This is a genomic window from Pseudomonas sp. DCB_BI (genome assembly GCF_026240995.1).
In the GTDB taxonomy this organism is placed as follows: domain Bacteria; phylum Pseudomonadota; class Gammaproteobacteria; order Pseudomonadales; family Pseudomonadaceae; genus Aquipseudomonas.
In genome coordinates, this window is sequence record NZ_JAPFCG010000019.1 from 23,058 (window position 1) to 46,095 (window position 23,038).

At 65.0% G+C, this 23,038-nt stretch carries 18 protein-coding genes; 15 read left to right on the forward strand and 3 right to left on the reverse strand.

The window, feature by feature from the left end; all coding sequences use genetic code 11:
- Positions 1–222 precede the first annotated feature (222 nt).
- From OO258_RS20110 to OO258_RS20175, 14 genes are all read left to right on the forward strand, one after another.
- On the forward strand, positions 223–1,248 hold the full coding sequence (locus OO258_RS20110; protein WP_266032172.1) for an NAD(P)H-dependent glycerol-3-phosphate dehydrogenase: 1,026 nt from the start codon (positions 223–225) through the stop codon (positions 1,246–1,248).
- 24 nt (positions 1,249–1,272) lie between these two features.
- Positions 1,273–1,620 carry a DUF4389 domain-containing protein gene (locus OO258_RS20115; protein WP_110745681.1) on the forward strand — a complete coding sequence of 116 codons (348 nt, stop codon included), beginning with the start codon at positions 1,273–1,275 and terminating at the stop codon, positions 1,618–1,620.
- A complete protein-coding gene (sixA, locus tag OO258_RS20120; RefSeq protein ID WP_266032173.1) occupies positions 1,617–2,075 on the forward strand; it encodes a phosphohistidine phosphatase SixA in 459 nt (152 codons plus the stop codon). Before OO258_RS20115 ends, sixA begins: the two co-directional genes overlap by 4 nt.
- Before the next feature lie 130 nt (positions 2,076–2,205).
- Entirely contained in the window at positions 2,206–2,580 is a 375-nt protein-coding gene (locus tag OO258_RS20125) for a hypothetical protein (RefSeq protein WP_266032234.1), read from the forward strand.
- A 92-nt stretch (positions 2,581–2,672) separates the two neighbouring features.
- A complete protein-coding gene (locus OO258_RS20130; protein WP_266032174.1) occupies positions 2,673–3,461 on the forward strand; it encodes an alpha/beta fold hydrolase in 789 nt (262 codons plus the stop codon).
- Positions 3,458–4,312, forward strand: coding sequence for an alpha/beta hydrolase (locus OO258_RS20135; RefSeq protein ID WP_266032175.1), 855 nt, complete (start codon positions 3,458–3,460; stop codon positions 4,310–4,312). The genes OO258_RS20130 and OO258_RS20135 overlap by 4 nt, the downstream gene beginning before the upstream one ends.
- 108 nt (positions 4,313–4,420) lie before the next feature.
- Positions 4,421–5,215 carry a DUF4892 domain-containing protein gene (locus tag OO258_RS20140; RefSeq protein ID WP_266032176.1) on the forward strand — a complete coding sequence of 265 codons (795 nt, stop codon included), beginning with the start codon at positions 4,421–4,423 and terminating at the stop codon, positions 5,213–5,215.
- 11 nt (positions 5,216–5,226) lie between these two features.
- Complete coding sequence (locus OO258_RS20145) at positions 5,227–6,279, forward strand: AI-2E family transporter (RefSeq protein ID WP_266032177.1); 1,053 nt, start codon at positions 5,227–5,229, stop codon at positions 6,277–6,279.
- Between the two features lie 618 nt (positions 6,280–6,897).
- Positions 6,898–6,987: a K(+)-transporting ATPase subunit F gene (gene kdpF / locus OO258_RS20150; RefSeq protein WP_003251485.1), complete on the forward strand. Its 90-nt coding sequence runs from the start codon at positions 6,898–6,900 to the stop codon at positions 6,985–6,987.
- A 9-nt stretch (positions 6,988–6,996) separates the two neighbouring features.
- Complete coding sequence (kdpA, locus tag OO258_RS20155) at positions 6,997–8,691, forward strand: potassium-transporting ATPase subunit KdpA (RefSeq protein WP_266032178.1); 1,695 nt, start codon at positions 6,997–6,999, stop codon at positions 8,689–8,691.
- 9 nt (positions 8,692–8,700) lie between these two features.
- Entirely contained in the window at positions 8,701–10,755 is a 2,055-nt protein-coding gene (gene kdpB / locus OO258_RS20160; protein WP_266032179.1) for a potassium-transporting ATPase subunit KdpB, read from the forward strand.
- 10 nt (positions 10,756–10,765) lie between these two features.
- Positions 10,766–11,317, forward strand: a complete 552-nt coding sequence (gene kdpC, locus OO258_RS20165) for a potassium-transporting ATPase subunit KdpC (protein ID WP_110748495.1) — start codon at positions 10,766–10,768, stop codon at positions 11,315–11,317.
- Between the two features lie 157 nt (positions 11,318–11,474).
- Positions 11,475–14,129 carry a sensor histidine kinase gene (locus tag OO258_RS20170; RefSeq protein ID WP_266032180.1) on the forward strand — a complete coding sequence of 885 codons (2,655 nt, stop codon included), beginning with the start codon at positions 11,475–11,477 and terminating at the stop codon, positions 14,127–14,129.
- Positions 14,126–14,821 carry a response regulator gene (locus OO258_RS20175; RefSeq protein ID WP_110748486.1) on the forward strand — a complete coding sequence of 232 codons (696 nt, stop codon included), beginning with the start codon at positions 14,126–14,128 and terminating at the stop codon, positions 14,819–14,821. The genes OO258_RS20170 and OO258_RS20175 overlap by 4 nt, the downstream gene beginning before the upstream one ends.
- A 54-nt stretch (positions 14,822–14,875) precedes the next feature.
- Here the strand turns inward: OO258_RS20175 and OO258_RS20180 are convergent, their stop codons facing one another.
- Positions 14,876–15,781 (reverse strand): LysR family transcriptional regulator, encoded by a 906-nt coding sequence (locus tag OO258_RS20180; protein ID WP_266032181.1) that lies wholly within the window; start codon positions 15,779–15,781, stop codon positions 14,876–14,878.
- A 174-nt stretch (positions 15,782–15,955) separates the two neighbouring features.
- Complete coding sequence (locus OO258_RS20185) at positions 15,956–18,886, reverse strand: aminotransferase (protein ID WP_266032182.1); 2,931 nt, start codon at positions 18,884–18,886, stop codon at positions 15,956–15,958.
- Between the two features lie 191 nt (positions 18,887–19,077).
- On the opposite strand from OO258_RS20185, the gene OO258_RS20190 reads away from it, so the two are divergent.
- Positions 19,078–21,267 (forward strand): TonB-dependent receptor, encoded by a 2,190-nt coding sequence (locus OO258_RS20190; RefSeq protein ID WP_266032183.1) that lies wholly within the window; start codon positions 19,078–19,080, stop codon positions 21,265–21,267.
- 162 nt (positions 21,268–21,429) lie between these two features.
- Here OO258_RS20190 and OO258_RS20195 read toward each other — a convergent pair whose 3' ends face one another.
- Entirely contained in the window at positions 21,430–23,037 is a 1,608-nt protein-coding gene (locus OO258_RS20195) for an ABC transporter ATP-binding protein (RefSeq protein WP_266032184.1), read from the reverse strand.
- Between the last annotated feature and the right edge of the window lies 1 nt (position 23,038).

Genomic DNA, 23,038 nt, shown 5'->3' on the forward strand with positions numbered 1-23,038 from the left:
CATTTTCCAGTGATCTGCAGCGGTTTTGCAGCGTGTTGGCCTTGACGCCTTGATGGGGCGGAATCGAGCGCCGCCCGCGCGACGCACCGCGAGCAAGCCCGCGATTGCATCAGTTGCAACGTGGTCATGGCAGTGTCATTCGCGTTGCTGGCCTTGGCGCATTGCAGGCGAGCCGTATAATGGCCGGGTCGCCACTTAACTTTTGGCTTTAACGGATTGGATATGACTGAACAGCAACCTGTTGCAGTTCTGGGGGGCGGCAGCTTCGGCACCGCCGTGGCGAACCTGCTGGCGGAAAACGGTGTGCCGGTGCGCCAGTGGATGCGCGACCCGGCGCAAGCCGAGGCCATGCGCGTCAATCGTGAGAACCCGCGCTATCTCAAGGGTATTCGCCTGCACGATGGCGTTGAACCGGTCAACGACCTGCTGGCCACACTGCAGGCCAGCGAGCTGGTATTCGTCGCCCTGCCATCCAGTGCCCTGCGCAGCGTGCTGGCGCCGCATGCCGAGCTGCTGCGCGGCAAGGGCCTGGTCAGCCTGACCAAAGGCATCGAAGCGCAAAGCTTCAAGCTGATGAGCCAGATCCTTGAAGAGATCGCCCCGCAGGCGCGTATCGGTGTGCTGTCGGGGCCCAACCTGGCGCGCGAGATCGCCGAGCATGCGCTGACCGCCACGGTGGTCGCCAGCGAAGACGAAAAGCTGTGCCAGCAGGTGCAGGCGGTGCTGCACGGCCGCACCTTCCGGGTCTATGCCAGTGCCGACCGCTTTGGCGTCGAGCTGGGCGGGGCGCTGAAGAACGTCTACGCGATCATCGCCGGCATGGCCGTGGCCTTGGGGATGGGCGAGAACACCAAGAGCATGCTGATTACCCGTGCTTTGGCCGAAATGACCCGATTTGCCGTCAGCCAGGGCGCCAACCCCATGACTTTCCTCGGTCTGGCCGGTGTCGGTGACCTGATCGTCACATGCTCATCCCCCAAGAGCCGCAATTACCAGGTTGGCTACGCACTGGGCCAGGGCCAGAGCCTGGAGGAGGCGGTGAACCGCCTGGGCGAAGTGGCCGAGGGCGTCAACACGCTCAAGGTACTCAAGGCCAAGGCCCAAGAGGTCCAGGTGTACATGCCGCTGGTGGCGGGCCTGCATGCCATCCTGTTCGAAGGGCGCACGTTGAACCAGGTGATCGAGCACCTGATGCGCGCCGAACCCAAAACCGATGTCGATTTCATTTCCATCAGCGGCTTCAACTGAGCCAAGCAGAGCAAGGAGCGATACATGAACGATACCCCGGAGCGCGCCCAGCGCGAGTCGATCATCCTGCGGGTGCTGTGGATGCTGGTGTTCCTGGTGGTCTGGCAACTGGCCGAGTTGCTCCTGGGCGGGCTGGTGCTGGTACAGCTGATCTACCGCCTGGTGTACGGCGCGCCCAGCGCTAGCCTGATGAACTTTGGCGACAGCCTGAGCCAGTACCTGGCGCAGATCGGCCGTTTCGGCAGCTTCCACAGCGACCAGAAGCCTTGGCCGTTCGCTGACTGGCCGACACCGCGCGCCCCGGAAGGTGAAGCAGCGCACGCCGTGGCGCCGGCACCACACCCGGTGCGCGACGAGGAGCCCAAGCTGTGAAACTGTGGGTACTGCGCCATGGTGAAGCGGAGCCACGGGCCAATACCGATGCCGAGCGCCGCCTGACCGCGCAGGGTCGCGAACAGGTGCTGCACAGTGCCGCGCGCCTGCTTGGGCAACCGTTGCAGGCGATCATCGCCAGCCCTTATGTGCGCGCCCAGCAGACGGCAGCGCTGGTGCATGACACCCTGGGTTTTGCCGAGCCGGTGCGGACCGTGCCGTGGCTCACCCCGGAAACTGATGTGCAGCAGGCCATTGCCGAGCTCGAGCGCCTGGGGCTGGAGCATGTGTTGCTGGTCAGCCATCAGCCACTGGTAGGGACGTTGGTCGGTACGCTGGAACATGGCCACAAGCGACACCCGGCAGCCATGAGCACTGCCAGCCTTGCCGAGCTGGAAGGGGAGTGGCCGCTGGCCGGTTTGATGACCCTGCGGGCGCTCAACGCCCCTGACTGACCCCAGGCAAGGCCACACAGCAGCCCCGCAGATCGACGAGACAACTGGCATTTCTGCCAGTTGTGACCTTTCATCACCCCTTGCTAGCGTTGGCCCAAACACAGTCAGGGAGCGGCGCATGAGCGATATGATGGGGGAGCTGTTGTCCTCACTGGACCTGCAACCTACCCTCGAGCAGGTTGAACAAGGCGCTTCGCTGGACTTTGCCCAGTACAGCCTGCTGCGTGAATCGGCCGAGGCCAAATTCTACCAGTTGCTGCGCAAGGTCGAAGGTAACACCGGGCTGGAGACCGCCGCCAGGCAACAAAGCGAGCACGACCTGCGCACGCTGCAACACGCCTGCCTGCGTGTATCCCACCTGCTACAAACCAGTTGCCTGGCTTTGCGCCGCCTGCAACTGTCCTGTCAGGACCAGCGCCTTGCCCGTGAAGCGCTGGAGAGCCAGCTGGCCTACATGCAAGCCTGCCTGCGCCGGTCGCTGGGCAGTTTCGACCGCTCGGCATGACCTGATAGCCCTCGCCGATGACCTTTACAAACGTTGCCGAACGGCACCGCGATACCGACAATGAGCCATCATTCCCGTCCGGACCAGGCGCCATGTCGCAGCAGATCTTCTTCGCCCATGCCAACGGTTTCCCTTCGGCCACCTACGGCAAGCTGTTCGCCGCGCTGGCGCCGGACTACCAGGTGCAGCACCTGGCCCAGCACGGTCACGACCCGCGGTTTCCGGTGGGCGAAAACTGGCAGGGCCTGGTGGACGAACTGCTGCATCACCTGGCGCAGCAGGACCAGCCAGTCTGGGGCGTTGGCCATTCGCTGGGCGGGGTATTGCACCTGCATGCGGCGTTGCGTTGCCCCGAGTACTACCGGGGAGTGGTCATGCTCGACTCGCCGGTGCTCACCCGTGCTGACCAGTGGCTGCTGCGCACTGCCAAGCGCTTTGGCTTCATCGACCGCATCACCCCGGCCGGGCGCACTTTGGGGCGCCGTGAAACCTTCGACGACCGCGACAGTGCCCGGGACTATTTCGCCGGCAAGTCACTGTTCCGTCATTTTGACCCCGACTGCCTTGACGCTTATGTCGAGCACGGCCTGCAGGTGATGGAGCAGGGCCTGCAGCTGCGCTTCGACCCGGCGACCGAAATCAGCATCTATCGCAGCATCCCCCACACCAGCCCCGCCCCCGCGCGACAGTTGCAGGTGCCGCTGGCCATGGTGCGTGGCGACCGTAGCAATGTCATTCGTCGCCACCACACCCTTGCGGTACGTGGCATGCCCAACGGTGAGTACCACAGCGTGCCGGGCGGGCACATGTTCCCATTGGAACGGCCGGCCGACACCGCCAGCCTGATCAAAGGCCTGTTCGACCGCTGGGGCCAGGCATGAGCGCGCAGGTCGAGGAAATCCGCCTGAGCCTGGGCCATATCGAACTGGCGGCGCACCTGTTCGGCCCCGAAGACGGGCTGCCGGTGATTGCCCTGCACGGTTGGCTGGACAACGCCAACAGCTTCGCCCGCCTGGCGCCACGGCTGCAGGGCCTGCGTATCGTCGCCCTGGATTTGGCCGGGCATGGCTATTCGGAGCACCGCCCGCCGGGTGCCGGCTATGCCCTGGCCGACTATGCCCATGACGTGCTGCGCGTGGCCGAGCAACTGGGCTGGCAGCGCTTCGCCCTGTTGGGCCATTCGCTGGGGGCAATCATTTCGGTGCAACTGGCCGGTGCGTTGCCGGAGCGGGTCAGCCACTTGGCGTTGATTGACGGCGTCATCCCGCCAACCGGCGCCGAACAGGATGCCGGCGAACGCCTGGGCATGGCGCTGCAGGCCCAGCTGCGCCTGGATGGCAAACGCAAATCCGTCTACACGACGCTGGAGCAGGGCGTGCAGGCGCGCATGAAAGGCATGGTCGCGGTCAGCCGCGAGGCGGCCGAACTGTTGGCCCTACGCGGCCTGATGCCGGTGCCCGGTGGCTATAGCTGGCGCAGCGACAGCCGCCTGACCCTGCCGTCGCCGGTGCGTCTGAGTGAAGCGCAGGCGATGGCCTATGTGCGCCGGGTGAGCTGCCCGGTGCAACTGGTAGTAGCCGCCGATGGCATGCTGGTGCGTCACACTGCGTTGTTGGAGCAGCTACCCTTTGAGCAGGTGACCCTGCCCGGTGGCCATCACCTGCACCTGAACGATGAGCAGGGCGCGGCCCTTGTCGCAGACTGTTTCAATCGCTTCTTTGGGTTTGCTTGACTTGCATCGGACAAGTGTCGAGGCTTGGCGGGTTGAAAGGGAGACAACCATGCAACTGCCAGACATCCTGGAGCTTCAATCCGGCGCAAGGCGCCGTCCGGTTCGCCAATGAGCGCGCCGTTAGCCATCCGTACCGCTGTCGCTGCCTGCCTGGCGCTCGCCAGCCCCATGCTGTGGGCCGGCAGCCTGCCGGTCCCCGCAGACGCCAAGGTGGTCGATCAGCGCCCGGCCGTTGAGCAAGAGCGGGTCTACCCGATGGGCCCGCTGCGCAAGATCAGTGGCCGCCTGCGGGTGGACGACAAGGTCGAAAGCCGCGGTCAGGTCAGTTCTGTCACCTATGAGCTGCCGGTCGAACGCACTGCCCGCGAAGCCTTCACCAGCGCCCGCGAAGCACTGCAGCGCGACGGTGGCTACCCGCTGTTCTGGTGCCAGGGTCGCGATTGCGGCGAGGCCAGCTTGTGGGCCAACGATGTATTCGCCAACGCCCGCCTCAACGGTGGCGACGAACAGCAGGCGTTCATCCTGCTGCGTCGTTCGGCAGAAGAGGCCGACACCCTGGTCGCGTTGTACAGCGTCACACGTGGCAATCGGCGCGCCTACCTGCATGTGGAAGAGTTCGTTTCCGGCAGCCCGCTGGGCGAACTGCTGCCGACTGCGGCCACGGTGCTGCGCGAAATGCGCGACACCGGCAAGCTCGACTACCCTGACCTGGCCGCACCGCAGGACACCTGGGTCAACCTGCTGGCGCGCAGCCTGAACCTCGACAGCACCTTGCGTGCCAGCCTCAGTGGCACCCAGGCCGAAGCCTGGCGCGAAGCACTGGTCAAGGCGGGTGTGCGTAACGGTCGGCTGGAAGTTGGCAATGAGCCAACCGATGGCTTGCACCTCGAACTGATTCGTTGAACGAGCCCACCATGGTCAACAATGATCGCCTGCTGGTCCAGATTCTGCTGCTGGCGTTGCTGGGTGCCGGCCTGTGGGTGATGGCGCCGTTCATCTCGGCGCTGCTGTGGGGCGCCATCCTGGCCTTTGCCAGTTGGCCACTGATGCGATTGCTGACGCGTGTGCTGGGCGGGCGGGAAACGCTGGCGGCCGGCCTGCTGACCACGGCCTGGATCCTGATCGTGGCGCTGCCACTGGTGTGGCTGGGTTTCAACCTGGCCGATCACATTCGTGATGCTACGGCGTTCGTGCGTGACGTGCAGGTCGACGGCCTGCCCGATGCACCGGCCTGGCTGGGCGGCATCCCGTTCGTGGGCGAGCGCCTGGTCGGCTGGTGGCAATCACTGGACCAGCAGGGCGCGGCTCTGCTGGCCTCGCTCAAGCCTTACCTGGGGCAGGTTGGCAACTGGCTGCTGGCGCGCAGCGCGCAGATCGGCAGCGGTGTGCTGGAGCTGACCCTGAGCCTGGTGTTCGTATTCTTCTTCTACCGTGACGGCCCGCGCTTGTCAGCGTTTGTGCTGCGCTTGCTGCATCGGTTGGTGGGCGACCGTGCCGAGTACTACCTGGACCTGGTGGCTGGCACCGTGCAGCGGGTGGTCAATGGGGTCATCGGCACTGCGGCGGCGCAAGCGCTGCTGGCGTTGATCGGTTTCCTGATCGCCGGGGTGCCGGGCGCCATCGTGCTGGGCCTGGTGACCTTCATGCTCAGCCTGATCCCCATGGGCCCGCCATTGGCCTGGATCCCGGCCACCGCTTGGCTGGTGTGGAAGGGCGAATATGGCATGGCGGTGTTCCTGGGGATCTGGGGCACCTTCGTCATCAGCGGCGTGGATAACGTGCTCAAGCCCTACCTGATCAGCCGGGGGGGCAACCTGCCGCTGGTGATCGTGCTGTTGGGGGTGTTCGGTGGCTTGCTTGCTTTTGGCTTCATTGGCCTGTTCATCGGGCCGACCTTGCTGGCGGTAGGCTACAGCCTGCTGCTGGACTGGAGCCGGAACGCGACGCAGCAGCCGCCACCGCAGTAGCCTGCGCCGGCCTGTTCGCGGGGAAACCCGCCGAGGCCTTGAAGACTGTGCAGTCCACCCTGTGGGAGCGGCTTTAGCCGCGAACACCGGCGGAGCCGGTGCCATGCACCGTGTTGGATGCTTCGCGGGACAAGCCCGCTCCCACAGGTGCCCCGCAGGCTTGAGGCTGATGCACTACCCTGGGGAAACAACTGTTTTGCTCAGTTTCTAGAATCTAGTGCAATCCCTGTGGGCTTGATGCTGATGCAGTACCTGGGGAAACAATTGGCTTGCTCAGTTTCTAGAATCAAGCGCGGTCCCTGTGGGAGCGGCTTTAGCCGCGAACACCGGCGGAGCCGGTGCCATGCACCGTGTTGGATGCTTCGCGGGACAAGCCCGCTCCCACAGGTGCCCCGCAGGCTTGAGGCTGATGCAGTACCCTGGGGAAACAACTAGATTCTAAATCCCCACCAAGACACAAGCGTGCGTGCCCGCGAAGAGGCCGTTACAGGCAAACTGCAACGCTGATCTTTACGCATTCTTTATCCCCACCCCCGCCCCCCGATCTCGCCCCTTTACGCCCCTCTCTCGGACAATTCCCCCAAAGCGGCCCACGCCGCACTACGGGGAGAACCACTCATGAACATGCTCGACGGGCTGTCACTGCTGCTGGCAGTGGCCTTGGCGTTTTATCTGCTGGTGGCGCTGCTGCGCGCCGATCGCAGCTAAGGAGCGGCCATGCACAGTTACGACTACGCCTTGCTCCTGGCATTTTTTGCCATCGTGCTGCTACCAGCACCCTGGCTCGGGCGGTTCTACTTCAGGGTCATGGAAGGCCAGCGTACCTGGCTTTCGCCACTGCTGGGCCCGGTCGAGCAGACCTGCTACCGGCTGGCGGGGGTGAACGCCAGCCAGGAACAGAACTGGCGGCAGTACACCTTGGCGCTGCTGGCGTTCAACCTCGCCGGCTTCCTGCTGTTGTTCGCCGTACTGCTGCTGCAGGGCCACCTGCCGCTCAACCCTCAGCATTTGCCTGGCCAGGAGTGGTCACTGGCATTCAATACGGCCGTCAGCTTTGTCACCAACACCAACTGGCAGGCCTACAGTGGCGAGGCGTCGGTCAGCTACCTGAGCCAGATGCTGGGCCTGACCGTGCAGAACTTCGTCAGCGCTGCCACCGGCCTGGCCGTGCTGATTGCACTGTGCCGAGGTATTGCCCGGCGCAGCGCGACGACGCTGGGCAATTTCTGGGTCGACATGACCCGCGCCACCCTCTACGGCTTGTTGCCGCTGTGCCTGCTGCTGGCGCTGCTGCTGGTATGGCAGGGCGTACCGCAGACCTTTGCCGACTATGCCCACGCGCTGACCTTGCAAGGCACTGACCAAACCATCCCGCTGGGCCCGGCTGCCAGCCAGATTGCCATCAAGCAACTGGGCACCAATGGCGGCGGCTTCTTCGGCGTCAACTCGGCGCACCCGTTCGAAAACCCTACGGCCTGGAGCAACCTGTTCGAGGTGGCGTCGATCATCCTTATCCCGGCGGCCTTGGTGTTTACCTTTGGCCACTACGTGAAGGACCTGCGCCAGAGCCGCGCCATCCTTGCCTGCATGCTTGCCCTGTTCCTGATTGGCGGCAGTACGGCGCTGTGGTCGGAGCACCAGCCCAACCCGGCCCTTGAGAGCGCACAGGTTCAGCAAAGCGCGCCCATGGAAGGCAAGGAGAGCCGCTTCGGCACGACGGGGTCGGTGTTGTGGACAGTGACCACCACCGCGGCCTCCAATGGCTCGGTCAACGCCATGCATGACAGCCTCAACCCCCTGACCGGCATGGTGGCGATGGTCAACATGATGGTCGGCGAGGTGATCTTTGGCGGCGTTGGTGCCGGGTTGTACGGCATGTTGCTGTTCGTGCTGATCGCGGTGTTCCTGGCCGGGCTGATGATTGGCCGCACCCCGGAGTACCTGGGCAAGAAGTTGCAGGCCCGAGAGGTGCAGCTGCTGGTGGCGACCCTGCTGGTGATGCCGGTTGGCGTGCTGGTACTTGGCGCGATCGCCGCCAGCCTGCCCGGCCCGGCGGGGGCGGTCAGCAACCCCGGCGCGCATGGGTTCAGCCAGCTGCTGTATGCCTACACCTCGGGTACGGCCAACAACGGTTCGGCCTTCGCCGGTTTTGGCGCCAACACGGTGTATCACAACCTGATGATCGGCCTGGCCATGCTCATCGGCCGTTTCGGCTACATCCTGCCGATTCTGGCGCTGGCCGGCAGCCTGGCAGCGAAGAAGACCGCGCCCCAGGGGGTGAACAGCTTCCCCACCCATGGCCCGCTGTTCACCGGCCTGCTGCTGGTGACCATCTTACTGGTCGGTGGCCTGACCTTTCTGCCGACCCTGGCCCTTGGGCCAATCGCCGAACATTTGAGCCTGGGTTTCTGAGGATCGATCATGAACATGCCCATTCCTGAAGTGAACGCCCGGCACAGCGCCAAGGACCAGACCCGCTTTGCCGCCCTGTGGCGCCCGGCGTTGGTGCAGGCATTCGTAAAGCTCGACCCCCGCCAGCTCAGGCGCTCGCCGGTAATGCTGGTGGTGGCCCTGACTGCGGTGCTGACCACCGTGCTGTGCTTTGCCCCCGGCAATGGCGTGAGTACCGGCGTGGCGGTACAGATCGCCCTGTGGCTGTGGTTTACCGTGCTGTTCGCCAACTTCGCCGAAGCCCTCGCCGAGGGCCGTGGCAAGGCCCGCGCCGACAGCCTCAAGGCCGGCAGCCAGGGCCTGCTGGCTCAACGTCGCCAGCGTGATGGCAGCTACGAGACTGTCGCAGCGGGTGCGCTGCGCAAGGACGACGTGGTCCGCGTGGTGGCCGGTGAAATGATCCCCGCAGATGGCGAGGTACTTGAAGGTATTGCGGCGGTCAACGAGGCTGCGATTACCGGTGAATCCGCCCCGGTAATCCGCGAGTCTGGCGGCGATCGCTCGGCGGTGACTGGCAACACGCGGCTGGTTTCCGACTGGCTGCTGATCCGCGTCACCAGCAACCCTGGCGAGTCGACGCTGGACCGCATGATTGCCCTGGTCGAAGGCGCGAAGCGGCAGAAGACCCCGAACGAAATCGCTCTCGATATCCTGCTGATCGGCTTGACCCTGATCTTCCTGATCGTGGTGGTGACCTTGCAGCCGTTCGCCCACTTTGCCGGTGGCAGCCTGCCGCTGATCTTCCTCGCCGCCTTGCTGGTGACGCTGATCCCCACCACCATCGGCGGCCTGCTGTCGGCCATCGGCATTGCCGGCATGGACCGCCTGGTGCGGCTGAACGTGATTGCCCGCTCGGGCCGTGCGGTAGAGGCGGCTGGTGATGTGCATACGCTGATGCTCGACAAGACTGGCACCATCACCTTCGGCAACCGCCGCTGCAGTGCGCTGCATGCCGCGCCGGGCGTCACTGCCCGCGAACTGGGGGAGGGTGCTTTGCTGGCCTCGCTGGCCGACGACACAGCCGAAGGCAAGTCGATTGTCGAATACCTGCGCCAGTTGCATGACTTCGTCGAGCCGGCTGCCGGGCAGTTCGAAGCCGTGGCCTTCAGTGCCGAGACACGCTTGTCGGGTATCGACTTCCAGCAACGCCGCTTTCGCAAGGGCGCGGTCGATGCGGTACTGGCATTCGTCGGCATGCAACGCCTGGAGATGCCGCCAGCGTTGGCCCGTGAAGTGGAGCGCATCGCCCAGAGCGGGGGCACGCCGCTGTTGGTGTGCCTCGACAAGCGTCTGCTTGGGGTGATCCACCTGAAGGACGTGGTCAAGCCCGGCATCCGTGAGCGCTTCGCCGAATTGCGCAAACTGGGTATCCGCACGGTCATGGTGACCGGCGACAACCCGCTGACCGCTGCGGCTATCGCCGCCGAGGCCGGGGTGGATGACGTCCTGGCCGAGGCCACGCCGGAGAAGAAGCTGGCGCGTATTCGCCAGGAGCAAAATGACGGCCGCCTGGTGGCCATGTGCGGTGACGGTGCCAACGACGCCCCGGCACTGGCCCAGGCTGACGTGGGCATGGCCATGAACGACGGCACTCAGGCCGCGCGGGAGGCCGCCAACATGGTCGACCTGGACAGCGACCCGACCAAGCTGCTGGATGTGGTGCAGGTGGGCAAGGAACTGCTGGTGACCCGCGGGGCGCTGACCACTTTCTCCATCGCCAACGATGTAGCCAAGTATTTTGCCATCCTGCCAGCGCTGTTCGCCGCCATCTACCCGCAACTGGGTGTGCTGAACCTGATGCAACTGGCCAGCCCGCAGAGTGCGATCCTCTCGGCCATCGTGTTCAACGCGCTGATCATCATCGTGCTGATCCCGCTGGCGCTACGGGGCGTGCGGGTGCAGGCGGCGAGCGCGGCGCATTTGCTGCGGCGCAACCTGCTGGTCTACGGCCTGGGTGGCATTGTCGTGCCGTTTGCCGGGATCAAGCTGATCGATTTGCTGCTCAATGCCTTGCACCTGGTCTGAGGAGGCCATCATGAATGCTTATCTACGCCCGGCATTGAGCCTGGCTTTGTTGATGACCCTGGTGACGGGCGCCCTGTATCCGCTGGCGGTGACCGGTATTGCCCAGGTCGCTTTTCCGAGCCAGGCCAACGGTAGCCTGGTACGCGATGCGCAGGGCCAGGTGCGGGGTTCGGCATTGATCGCCCAGGATTTTCAGGGCGATGGCTGGTTCCACTCGCGGCCCTCGGCAGGTGCCTACGCGACCGTGGCCAGCAGCGCCAGCAACCTGTCGCCGAGCAACCCGGCACTGGCTGAGCGGGTAAGGGGCGATGCGGCTGCGTTGTATCAGGCACAGCAGGGGCCAGTGCCTCAGGCGCTGCTGACTACCTCGGGCAGTGGCCTTGACCCGCATCTGCCACCCGCGGCGGTGGCCTATCAGATCCCGCGGGTGGCAGCGGCACGGCAACTGCCGGTCGAGCGCTTGCAAGCCTTGCTGGAACAGGCCACCCTCCAGCCATTGATTGGTCCGCCAGTGGTTAATGTGCTGGCGTTGAACCAGGCGCTTGAGCAACTGAACCACTGATACTGGGGCCGCTTTGCGGCCCTTCGCGGGCAAGCCCGCTCCCACAGGAACAGCGCCCCTTTCAAAAGGGGGCGGTCTTCTTGTGGGAGCGGGCTTGCCCGCGAAGGCTTGGAAAGCGGGCCCTCGGTCGACCGCCGCACATGCTGAAGGATGAAACATGAGTGACTCCGCCCGCGCCGATGCGCTGTTGGCTAATCTGCCGCGAACCGGCCGGGGACGGCTGAAGGTGTTCCTGGGCGCCGCCCCCGGTGTCGGCAAGACCTTCGCCATGCTCCAGGCCGCACACGCCCAGCAACGCCAGGGCGTGCAAGTGTTGGCCGGGGTGGTCGAGACCCATGGCCGCGCCGAAACCGAAGCGTTGCTCGGAGGGCTGCAGCAGCAGCCCTTGCTGCGCAGCCAGTACCGTGGCGTCACCCTTGAGGAAATGGACCTCGACGGCCTGCTGCGTGCCGCGCCGGCCTTGGCCCTGGTGGACGAACTGGCTCACACCAACGCCCCCGGCAGCCGCCACGCCAAACGCTGGCAGGACGTACAAGAACTCCTGGCCGCGGGCATTGACGTATACACCACGGTCAACGTCCAGCACCTGGAAAGCCTCAACGACAAGGTCCGCGACATTACCGGCGTGCAAGTGCGCGAGACCCTGCCGGACTGGGTGCTGCAGGAGGCTTTCGAGCTGGTGCTGATCGACCTGCCACCGCGAGAGCTGCTTGAACGCCTGCGTGAAGGCAAGGTGTACGTGCCCGAGCAGGCTCGGGCGGCCATCGATGCGTACTTTTCGCAAACCAACCTGACCGCCCTGCGCGAGCTGGCCATGCAGACCGCCGCTGCTCAGGTCGATGCCGACCTGGCCCACGGCTATCGGCAGCGCGGCCAGGAGGCTCCGGCCTTGCGCGGCCGGTTGCTGGTGGGCATAGAGGGTGACGACCAGGCCGAACGCCTGGTGCGCCATGCCAGCCGCGTGGCCCAGCGCCGCCACCTGCCCTGGAGCTTGGTGCATGTGGATAACGGCCGCCTGCGTGATGAAGCCGCACGGCACCGTTTGCAAGCCGCGCAGCAACTGGCCGAGCGACTGGGCGGGGAGGTAGTGCTGCTGCGTGCTGGCGAAGTGGCCCGCACGCTGATCCAACATGCTGTGGAACGGCGGGCCAGCCTGGTACTGGTCGGTCAGTCCCGCAACCGTCTGCGTCGGCGTCTGTTCGGCGCGGGTGTGGCGGCGCGGCTGCTGCGCGAGAGCCATGGCCTGGAAATCAACGTGCTGGACCGTGACGTGCAGCCGCCAGCGCCGCGCTCAGCCGTGCGGCGGGTGTGGGTGTGGCGTCATTACCTGCTGGCGCTGCTGGCCACCGTGATGGCTGCGGGGTTGGCCTGGGCGGTGTCCAGGGTGCTGGCGTTGCCCAATATCTCGCTGGTGTTCCTGGCTGCGGTGTTGTTGGTAGCGGTGCGCAGTAGCCTGGGACCTGCCTTGGCTTGCGCCGCGCTGTCGTTCCTGGTCTATGACTTCCTGTTCATACCGCCTAACTTCTCGTTCACCATCCAGCGCGAAGAAGACGTGCTGACCCTGGTGTTCTTTCTGTTGATGGCTGCGCTCACCGGCAACCTGGCCGCCCGCCAGCGCCACCAGCTCCAGGCGCTGCGCGAAACCCAGGCGCAGACCAGCCAGTTGCTCGACCTGTCGCGCCGGCTGACGGTAGCCACCGACCGCCAGGCCGTGCTCAATGCCGCCAGCCAGCACCTGGGTGGCTGGCACGACATGCAGGTGTGCCTGCTGCAACGCAACGCCGAGGGCCAGCTGCAGGTGGCCAGCGGCGAAGCCCACGCCTTCAGCGATACCGAACGGGCTGCCGCCGACTGGGCCTGGCTGCATGGCCAGGCGGCCGGCCACGGCAGCGACACCTTGCCCAACGGCCGCTGGTGGTGGTGGCCGTTGGCGGTGGACGAGCAACCGCTGGCGCTGCTGGGCGTGCGCCCACGCTCCGGTCAGCCGCTGAGCGACCCGCGTCGGCGCCTGCTCGTCGCCCTCGGCCAGCCCCTGGCCCAGGCCTTGGCCCGCGCGCGCCTGGCCGAGCAACTGGAGGCCGCGCGCTTGCACGGTGAAACCGAGCAGCTGCGCAGCGCTTTGCTGGCTTCGGTGTCCCATGACTTGCGCACGCCTCTGACTGCCATGCGCGGCAGTATCGACAGCCTGCTGGCGTTGGGCGAAGCGATCCCGGCTGACGACCGCCGCGAGCTGTTGGAAGGTACCCGCAACGAGGCCGAGCGCCTCGACCGCTACATCCAGAACCTGTTGGACATGACCCGTCTGGGCCATGGCGGCCTCAAGCTGGCGCGCGACTGGGTCGCCCCGGCGGATATTGTCGGCAGTGCGCTGAACCGCCTGCGCGTGGTGCTGGCGCCGTTGCGCGTGCACACTGACGTGCCCGCCGAGCTGCCGCTGCTGTTCGTGCATGCGGCGCTGATCGAGCAGGCCCTGGTCAATGTGCTGGAAAACGCCGCACGCTTCTCCCCGGCCAACGGTCGGCTGGAGCTGCAAGTCGCGGTGCAGGACGAGCAGTTGCGCGTGACCGTCAGCGACCAAGGCCCCGGCATTCCCGTGGCCGACCGCGAGAAGATCTTCGACATGTTCTACACCGCAGCCCGTGGTGATCGCGGCGGGCAGGGGACCGGCCTGGGCCTGGCCATCTGCCAGGGCATGGTGGGCGCCCATGGTGGGCAGATTCTGGTGGGTGAAGGCATCGATGGCCAGGGCACTGGCATCACTCTATGCTTGCCGCTGCCCCCTCAACCTGAAGCCGAAAGCGAAAGCCCATGAATCAGTCCGCCACCCTGTTGGTCATCGACGATGAACCGCAGATCCGCAAGTTCCTGCGTATCAGCCTGGCCTCGCAAGGCTACAAGGTACTCGAGGCGGCTACTGGCGCCGAAGGCCTTGCCCAGGCAGCGCTGGGCAAGCCGGACCTGGTGGTGCTCGACCTGGGTTTGCCGGACATGGACGGCCAGCAGGTACTGCGGGAACTGCGCGAATGGAGTGCAGTGCCAGTGATGGTGTTGTCGGTGCGCGCCAGTGAAATGCAGAAGGTCGACGCGCTGGATGGCGGGGCCAACGACTATGTGACCAAGCCGTTTGGTATCCAGGAGTTTCTTGCCCGGGTACGGGCTTTGCTGCGCCAGGTGCCGCAGGCCGGGGGCTCGGAAGTAGCAGCCAGCTTTGGGCCGTTGACCGTGGATTTTGCCTTCCGCCGGGTGACGCTGGCGGGCGCGGAGGTGGCGCTGACGCGCAAGGAGTATGCGCTGCTGGCGCTGTTGGCCGGGCATCCCGGGCGGGTGATTACCCAGCAGCAGTTGCTCAAGGATATCTGGGGCCCCAGCCATGTGGAGGACACCCATTACCTGCGGATCGTGGTCGGGCATCTGCGCCAGAAACTGGGCGATGATCCCACGGCGCCACGGTTCATCATCACCGAGGCCGGGGTGGGGTACAGGTTGGTGGCGCCGACAGCATGATCCTTGTGCAAACCGAGGCGCGTTGGGCGGTGCAGGGCGCTGCCACAAGGGCTATCAGGCCCTGGGTGGCTCCTTCTCGAACAGCTGGCGCATCACGTCCAGATAGCGCCGCGCCCCCAAGCCTAGCGGGCGTGGCTTGAGCCAGATGATGTCCACCCACAGCCGTAAACGGCTGGCCATGTTGTCGAAGCGCACCTCGGCCAGTGCGCCGGATGCAATCAGCGGTTCAACCAGCGGCTGCGGCAGGTACGCCCACCCCAGCCCGGACTGCACCAGGTCGAGCGTGGCCAGGTAGCTGTCGGTCAGCCAGATGCGCCGCGACAGCACCATGCGCGGGTCCGAGCCCGTGGCCTTGCCTGAAGCCACGATGATTTGCCGTTGCTCGGCGAAGGCCTCTTCGGGCAGTGGCGTGCCGCTGTTCTGCCCGGCCGGATGGCGCGGTGAGGCGACGGCCACCAACAACTGGCTGCCGGCCTCGAGGAATGACTCGCGCTCATCGATACCGGGGCGTTCGAACACCAGCGCCAGCTGCACGCTACCGTCGTGCAACAGGCGAATGGCTTCGGTCTGGGTGGCCGAGCGCACCTCGATTTCCAGGCTGGGAAATTCCTGGGCGAGGATTTCCAGCGGTTGGTTCCAGGGGCCGGTCTGCAACTCGGGCGCCATGGCGATGGTCAGGCGTTTTTCCAGGCCCTGGTGCAGTTGCAGGGCCTGGGCGCCGAGCAGGTTGAGTTGGCAGATCACCTGCCTGGCCTGGGGTTCGAGGGCCAGGGCCGCGCTGGTGGGCAGGGCCTTGCGCGTAGCCCGGTCGAACAGCGGCAGGTCCAACTCGGCCTCCAGCTGGGCGATCGCCATGCTCACGGCTGAAGGTACACGGCCCAGCTTGCGGGCGGCGGCGGAGAACGAACCGGCATCCAGCACCGCGAGGAAGATTGCCAGGGAGTCGCTGGAGAAGGCCATGTTCGGTGAACCTGATGTTTTTTTGGGGGGAGTCAGCGAATAGTAATGGATGGGATTGCGAAGGGTAGGGCTTGAAATATTCGGTGTTCGTGAGATCGAGCGGCGCCCGCGCGGCGCTCGATCTAACAGGCGCTGAACCCCTAAAGCCCAACACCCCCAGCCCCACCCAATCCCCTACAACCCCTCACCCAGCACCCGGTCAATACAATCGACAAAGTAGTCCACGCTGGCCCGGCTGGTGCACATCGGCGGTTTGATCTTGAGGATGTTCAGGTAATCGCCAGTTGGCTGCATGAAGATACCCAGGTCACGCAGCCGGTCGCACAGCAGCATGGTTTCTTCGGTAGCCGGCTCCAGGGTGGAGCGGTCACGCACCAACTCCAGCCCCAGGTAGAAGCCCGAACCATGCGCCGCACCGGCCAGCGGGTGCTTGTCGACCAGGGCCTGCAGGCGCGCCTTGAAGTAGCGGCCGGTGTCGCGGGCGTTGTCCCACAGCCCTTCTTCCTGCATCACATCCAGCACCGCCATGCCAATGCGGCAGCTGACCGGGCTGCCACCGGCCGAGGAGAAGAAGTAGCCCTCGGCCTCCAGCGCCTCGGCGATTTCGCGGCGGGTGATGACCACGCCCAGCGGCTGGCCGTTGCCCATGCCCTTGGCCATGGTGATGATGTCGGGCACCACGCCTTGCTCTTCGAACCCCCAGAAGTATTCGCCCAGGCGACCATAACCGACCTGTACTTCGTCGGCGATGCACACGCCACCCCGCGCGCGAACCTTGGCATAGGCTTCCCGCAGGTAGCCCGCTGGCAAGGAGATGCCGCCGGCATTGCCGTACACCGGCTCGCAGATGATGCCCGCCAACTGGCGGCCACGGGTATCGAGGTCGGCCAGCTTGGCGTCGACATCGCGCAGGTAGCCTGCAGCGCTGTCGGCCCCGCGATAGCGGCCGCGGAAGGTGTTCGGCGCCTCGACCGGGTGTACCCAGTCCGGGCGGGTTTCCAACGCTTGCGGGTTGTCGGCGATCGACGTGGAGATGGCGTCGGTCGCCACCGACCAGCCGTGGTAGGCCTCCAGCACACTCAGCAGATCGCGCCCGCCGCTGTAGGCCCAGGCCAGGCGAATCGCCAGGTCGTTGGCTTCGGTGCCGCTGTTGACCATGAATACCCGGTCAAAACCTTCGGGGGCCAAGTCCAGCAGGCGTTCGGAGAACTCGGTGATGGCTGCGTAGTGGAAGCGCGAGTTGGTGTTCAACAGCGACCACTGGCGCGCCGACTCGGCGACCATGCGCGGGTGGCCATGGCCCAGCACCGCGACGTTGTTCAGCATGTCGAGGTAGGAGCGGCCCTGCATGTCGATGAGGTAGTTTCGCCAGCCGCGTTCGATGTGGGGTGGCTGCGCGTAGTAGTGCTTCTGCGAGCGGGCGAAGCTGGCATCGCGGCGTGCCAGCAGGGCCTGCGGATCCGGCAGGGGATCGGCATCGCAATCGAAGCCCAGCAGGGCGGCCGGTGAGGGGCACAGGGCCAGCCAGGCGGCAGCCTGAGACGGGGTGGCGAAGGATGGCGGCTGGAGGGTGGTGTCCAGGCACAGCTGCACGCTGAGGAAACCGCAGCTGTTGCCCAGGGCCTGGCCTTTTTCCACGGCCTGGCCGTGTGCCGGTGCGTCTTCCAGCCCCTGCAACCACAAGGCCCAGTGCGCGGTGCGCAGCCAGCCCCGGCCGTCACCGTGGCGCTGCCAGGTGCCGGCTGCCGGGGCTTGCACCGGGCTACCGTTGGGCACATGCAGCTCGACGCCGAGGGCGCAGGTGGCGGGCTCGTCGGGGCGGTCGATATGGGTTCGCGACAGGCGATACTGCCCGTGCAGGCTGCAGGCCGGGGCAGGGTGCCGGTTTAACAGGTGTTGGTCGAAGCCGGGTTGTTCCCAGTTGCCCGCTTCACAATGCTCGCTGAGCACGCCGAGGTCCACGCGCGTCACTGGTTGCCCTGCAAGTTCGGGCAGCAGCGGCGCGCAGCCGGTCAGGTCTGGGGTGGCGGGCTGCAGGCCGGCAGCTTGCAGGATGGCCGTTTGCATCAGCGCGAAAGGCACGGCGGTGGCGGTGTCGAAGATTTCCCACTCATGGGCGACGTTGTCGCGGGTGTACTGGTTTCCTGGGTCCACGGCCAGTTGCTGCGCGCTGCTTAGCACCAGCACTGCCGCGCGGTTCAGTACCAGAGGCCACAAGGCACGCAGCTCGGCCTCGGTCAGCGGGTTGAGCGCCTGGTAGGCGCTGATCGCCGGCAGGATCCGCAGCGGGTCGCCTTCGGCGTGGTGCAGCAGCGCCGCGCAGGTCACCGACAGGTCGGCGATGCGCCAGGTGCGCAGCAGGTCGCCGAAGTCGATCACCCCTTGCAACTGCCACTGGCGCTCGCCATCACGGGCCCAGACGGTGTTGTCGTCGGTAATGTCCAGGTGCACGGCCTGGCTTGGCAGCCGATCAACCAGCGGTGCGAGGTGTTCGTTGGCGAGGCGGGTGGCGTGTTCGATGCGGGCGCGTTGCTCGGTGTTGTGCAGTACGGGCAGCAGATGCTGGATCAACGCCTGGGCGTGTTGCGGGTCCCACTGCAGGGTGCGCGCAAGGCCGGGGTGGTCGAAATCGGCCAGGGCGCTGTCGAGCCGCGCGCACAGCCTGCCCATTTCGGCCATCAACTGCGCCGGCATGTGCTTGAGACGCGTCAACGGTTGACCTTCGATGTAGTCGAGCAGGCGTACCCGCAGCGGTTGGCCATCAACCTCCACGGCCAGCAAGTTTTCGCCGCTGTGTGCCGCACGTACTGCGGGCACCGACAGGCCGTGCTCACGCAGGAAGGCGAGGGCGGCATGCTGCGCCTCCAGCTCCAGCTTGGCGTAGCTGCCATGGCAGGCCTTGAGCACGTACTGCCCTTCAGCCGTGTCGACCCGGAAGTTCAGGTCCTGCTGACTGCCCAATGCCGACAACCCACCGGCAACGCCGTAGTGCATCTGCAGCAAGGCATGCGCCTGGGCTTCGCTGAGCGTGGGGCCTGGCAGGCTGGCGCGCTGGATCAGCTGCTCGAGGGCAGGGGAGACGTTTTTTTGTTGTTGACTGGGCATGGGCTCTACCGTTGGAGCAGGAGTGACAGCAGCGACTGTATGCCCGATCTGGCTGATGATGAAAGACGATCGTGATCAGAAATCCTGATAAATGGCGGCCATTTGCCACGTGCCTGGGTTGATGTTTGTGTTTGGTAAGCATTACCATTTGCATTCTGTTTCACTTCCTCAGCGCTGTCAGGAATTTACCAATGCCTTCCCGTATTCCCTCACGCCCCGCATTACTGGCGATCTGCTGTTCCGTAACCCTGATGGCGCAGGCTGCCGAGCCGATCCAGCTGGAGGCGACCGATGTCAGCGCCGATGCCTTGAAAGCGCGGCCCGACGCGTTACCGGACGAGTTTGCCGGAGGCCAGGTCGCCCGCGGCGGGCGGATGGGCGTGCTGGGTAACCAGGACTACATGGATGTGCCGTTTACCATGACCAGTTATACCGCCAAGGTGATCGAGGACCAGCAGGCGGAGGATATCGGTGACGTCTTGGCCAACGATCCTTCGGTACGTGAATCATTCGGCTTCGGCAACCAATCCAAGGTGTTCGTGATCCGTGGTTTGCCGTTGGCTGGCGACGATATTTCCTTCAATGGCCTGTACGGCATCTTGCCGCGGCAGATCATGTCCACCGACGGCGTCGAGCGGGTCGAAGTGTTCAAGGGGCCCAATGCCTTCCTCAATGGCGTAAGCCCGACCGGCACCGGCCTGGGCGGCAACGTCAACCTGCAGCCCAAGCGCGCCGGCGATGAGCCGACCCGCCGCTACACCCAGGACATCAGCTCTGATGGCCGCATTGGCGAGCACCTGGATATCGGCCAGCGCTTCGGTGAGGACAACCGCTTTGGCGCGCGCCTGAACCTCAGCCAGCGCGAAGGTGAAACCGCCGTCGACGACCAGGACCAGCGCACCAAGCTGTTCACCGCTGGCCTGGACTACCGCGGCGACAACTTCCGCGTGTCGACTGATATCGGCTACCAGAAACAGCGCATCAACCACCTGCGCAATTCGGTGCGCCTGGGCAGCACCGTGACCAAGGCCCCGACTGCGCCGGATGCCAGTCACAACTATGGCCAGAGCTGGAGCTACAGTGAGTCGGAAGATACCTTCGGCATGGTTCGTGGCGAATGGGACCTGAGCGACAACTGGACCGCCTACCTCGCCGGTGGCGCCCGTCACACGCGCGAGCAGGGTACCTACGGCACGCCGGTACTGGTCGGCAACAGTGGCGCAGCGACGATGACCGCTTCGGACATCGTGCACGGCGAAGACAACACCAGCTTCAGTACCGGCCTGAATGGGCGGCTGCAGACCGGGCCGATCAGCCACCAGATCGCCGTGGGGGCCAATACCATGTGGACCCAGGCGGAAAACGCCTACATCTTCTATTCGCCAATCAGCACCAACATTTACGACACCGTGCAGCAGGCCAAGCCGGGCACGGTCACCAGCACGGGTGGCGAAATGGGTGACCCTGGTGTCACCGGCAAGACGCGCGCGCGGAGCATCGCCATTTCCGACACCATTGGCGTCTTCGATGACCGCCTGCTGCTGACTTACGGCTTGCGACGGCAGCAACTGCGGGTGGAAAGCTACACCTACGATGGCACTGTCTCCCAAGGGCAGCCCAACCTGGCGAATGACGGCAGCCGCAAAGGCGACCCGTACGAGGAGTCGATCACCACACCGGTCTATGGCATCGTTTTCAAGGCTACCGACAGCATTTCCTTGTATGCCAACCGCATCGAAGGCCTGGCGCAGGGGCCGACGGCGCCAGCCAATGTGTCGAACGCCAGCGAGATGTTCCCGCCAGGCCGCACCAAGCAGCTTGAGGCTGGTATCAAGTTCGACCGACAGACCTTTGGTGCGAACCTGGCCGTGTTCCGTATCGAGAAGCCTTCGGACGGCTACACCTTGAACAACGTCTTCGTTCGCGACGGCGAGCAGGTCAACAAAGGGCTGGAGTTGAGTCTGTTCGGCGAGCCGGTCCAGGGCTTGCGCCTGATGGCCGGCGGCACGCGCATGACCTCGGAGCAGAAAAATACCGCCAACGGCAGCAACGATGGCAACCATGCCATCGGCGTGCCGACATTCCAGCTCAATGCCAGCGTCGACTGGGACGTGCCCGGCGTGCCGGGGCTGGCGCTGAATGCGAGGATGCTGCGCACCGGTGGCCAATTCGTCGATGCGGCGAACAATGTCAGCCTGCCGACCTGGAACCGTTTCGATGCCGGTGCCCGTTACAAGTTGAAGGTAGCGGAGAAAGACCTGACCTTGCGGGTGAATGTGGAGAACTTGACCGACAAGAACTACTGGGCCTCGGCTAACGGCGGTTACCTGACCCAGGGTGACCCGCGGCTGGTGAAGTTCTCCGGGACCATCGATTTCTGATAACCCCGGGCGTACACACTCTCCAGGTGTTCTGCGCCCGATTGCGTCAGGGCAGCAGGGCGCCTGCCTTGGGTTTTGCGGTGTTGCGTAGATCGAGCGCCGCGCGGGCGGCGCTCGATCTCAAACACGCTGCAAGAATCAAGGCGAACACACACCCTTCCTCTACAAACCCTCAACCTCCAAAAACGCCGCCTCCAGCAACTGCCGCGTATAGGGATGCTGCGGCGCATGGAAAATCGCCTGCGCGTCCCCTTGCTCCACCACATGGCCATGCTTGATCACCATCAATTGGTGGCTCAACGCCTTGACCACTGCCAGGTCATGGCTGATGAACAGGTAGGTCAGGTTGTACTTCTGTTGCAGATTACGCAGCAGCTCCACCACTTGCCGCTGCACGGTACGGTCCAGCGCCGAGGTGGGCTCATCCAGCAGAATCAGCGCCGGCTTCAGCACCAGCGCCCGGGCAATCGCTATGCGCTGGCGCTGGCCACCCGAAAACTCATGCGGGTAGCGATGCCGCGTGCGCGGGTCCAGCCCCACTTCCTCCAGCGCCGCGATGATCGCCGCTTCCTGTTCCTGCGCATTGCCAATACCGTGAATGCGCAGCCCCTCGCCGACGATATCCGCTACGCACATGCGTGGGCTCAGGCTGCCAAACGGGTCCTGGAAAACCACCTGCATTTCGCGCCGCAAGGGTCGCACGGCCTTCTGGTTCAGCCCGTCGAGGTTATGCCCATGGAAGCGAATGCCTCCCTGGCTGGAGATCAGGCGCAAGATTGCCAGCCCCAATGTCGACTTGCCTGACCCGGACTCGCCAACGATTCCCAGTGTCTGCCCCTGCGGCAAGCTGAAGTTGATCCCGTCCACCGCCTTTACATGGTCGACCGTACGCCGCAGCAGGCCCTTCTTGATCGGGAACCACACCTTGAGATCGTTCACCTCCAGCAACGGTGCGCCGACCGGGTTGTGCGCTGGCAGCCCGCTGGGCTCGGCGTTGATCAGCATCTGCGTGTAGTGGTGCTGAGGGGCACTGAACAGCGTCGCGCAATCAGCCTGCTCGACAATTTGCCCGCGCTGCATCACGCACACACGATGGGCGATGCGCCGCACCAGGTTCAGGTCATGGCTGATCAGCAGCAGGGCCATGCCCAGACGCGCCTGCAGTTCCTTGAGCAGGTCGAGAATCTTCAACTGCACGGTCACGTCCAGCGCCGTGGTGGGTTCGTCGGCAATCAGCAGCTCCGGCTCGTTGGCCAGTGCCATGGCGATCATCACCCGCTGGCGCTGGCCGCCGGACAGTTCGTGGGGCAGGGCCTTGAGGCGCTTGCGTGGCTCGGGGATGCCGACCATGTCCAGCAGCTCCAGGGTGCGCGCAGTGGCTTCCTTGCCGGTCAGGCCTTTATGCAGCAGGAGGATTTCGTTGATCTGTTTCTCGATGCAATGCAGCGGGTTCAGCGAGGTCATCGGCTCCTGGAAGATCATCGCAATGCGATTGCCGCGAATGCGTTGCAGGGTCTTTTCGTTCTGTTGCAGCAGGTCTTTGCCTTCGTGGCGGATGCTGCCGCTGGGGTGGCGGGCCAAGGGGTAGGGCAGCAGGCGCAGGATCGAATGCGCGGTCACCGACTTGCCGGAACCACTCTCGCCCACCAAGGCCAGTGTCTCGCCCTTGCGGATATCGAAGCTGATGCCGTCCACCACCCGGTTGACCTGGTCGCCGGTAACAAACTCTACCGCCAGGTCGCGCACTTCGATCAGGTTCTGTTCACTCATG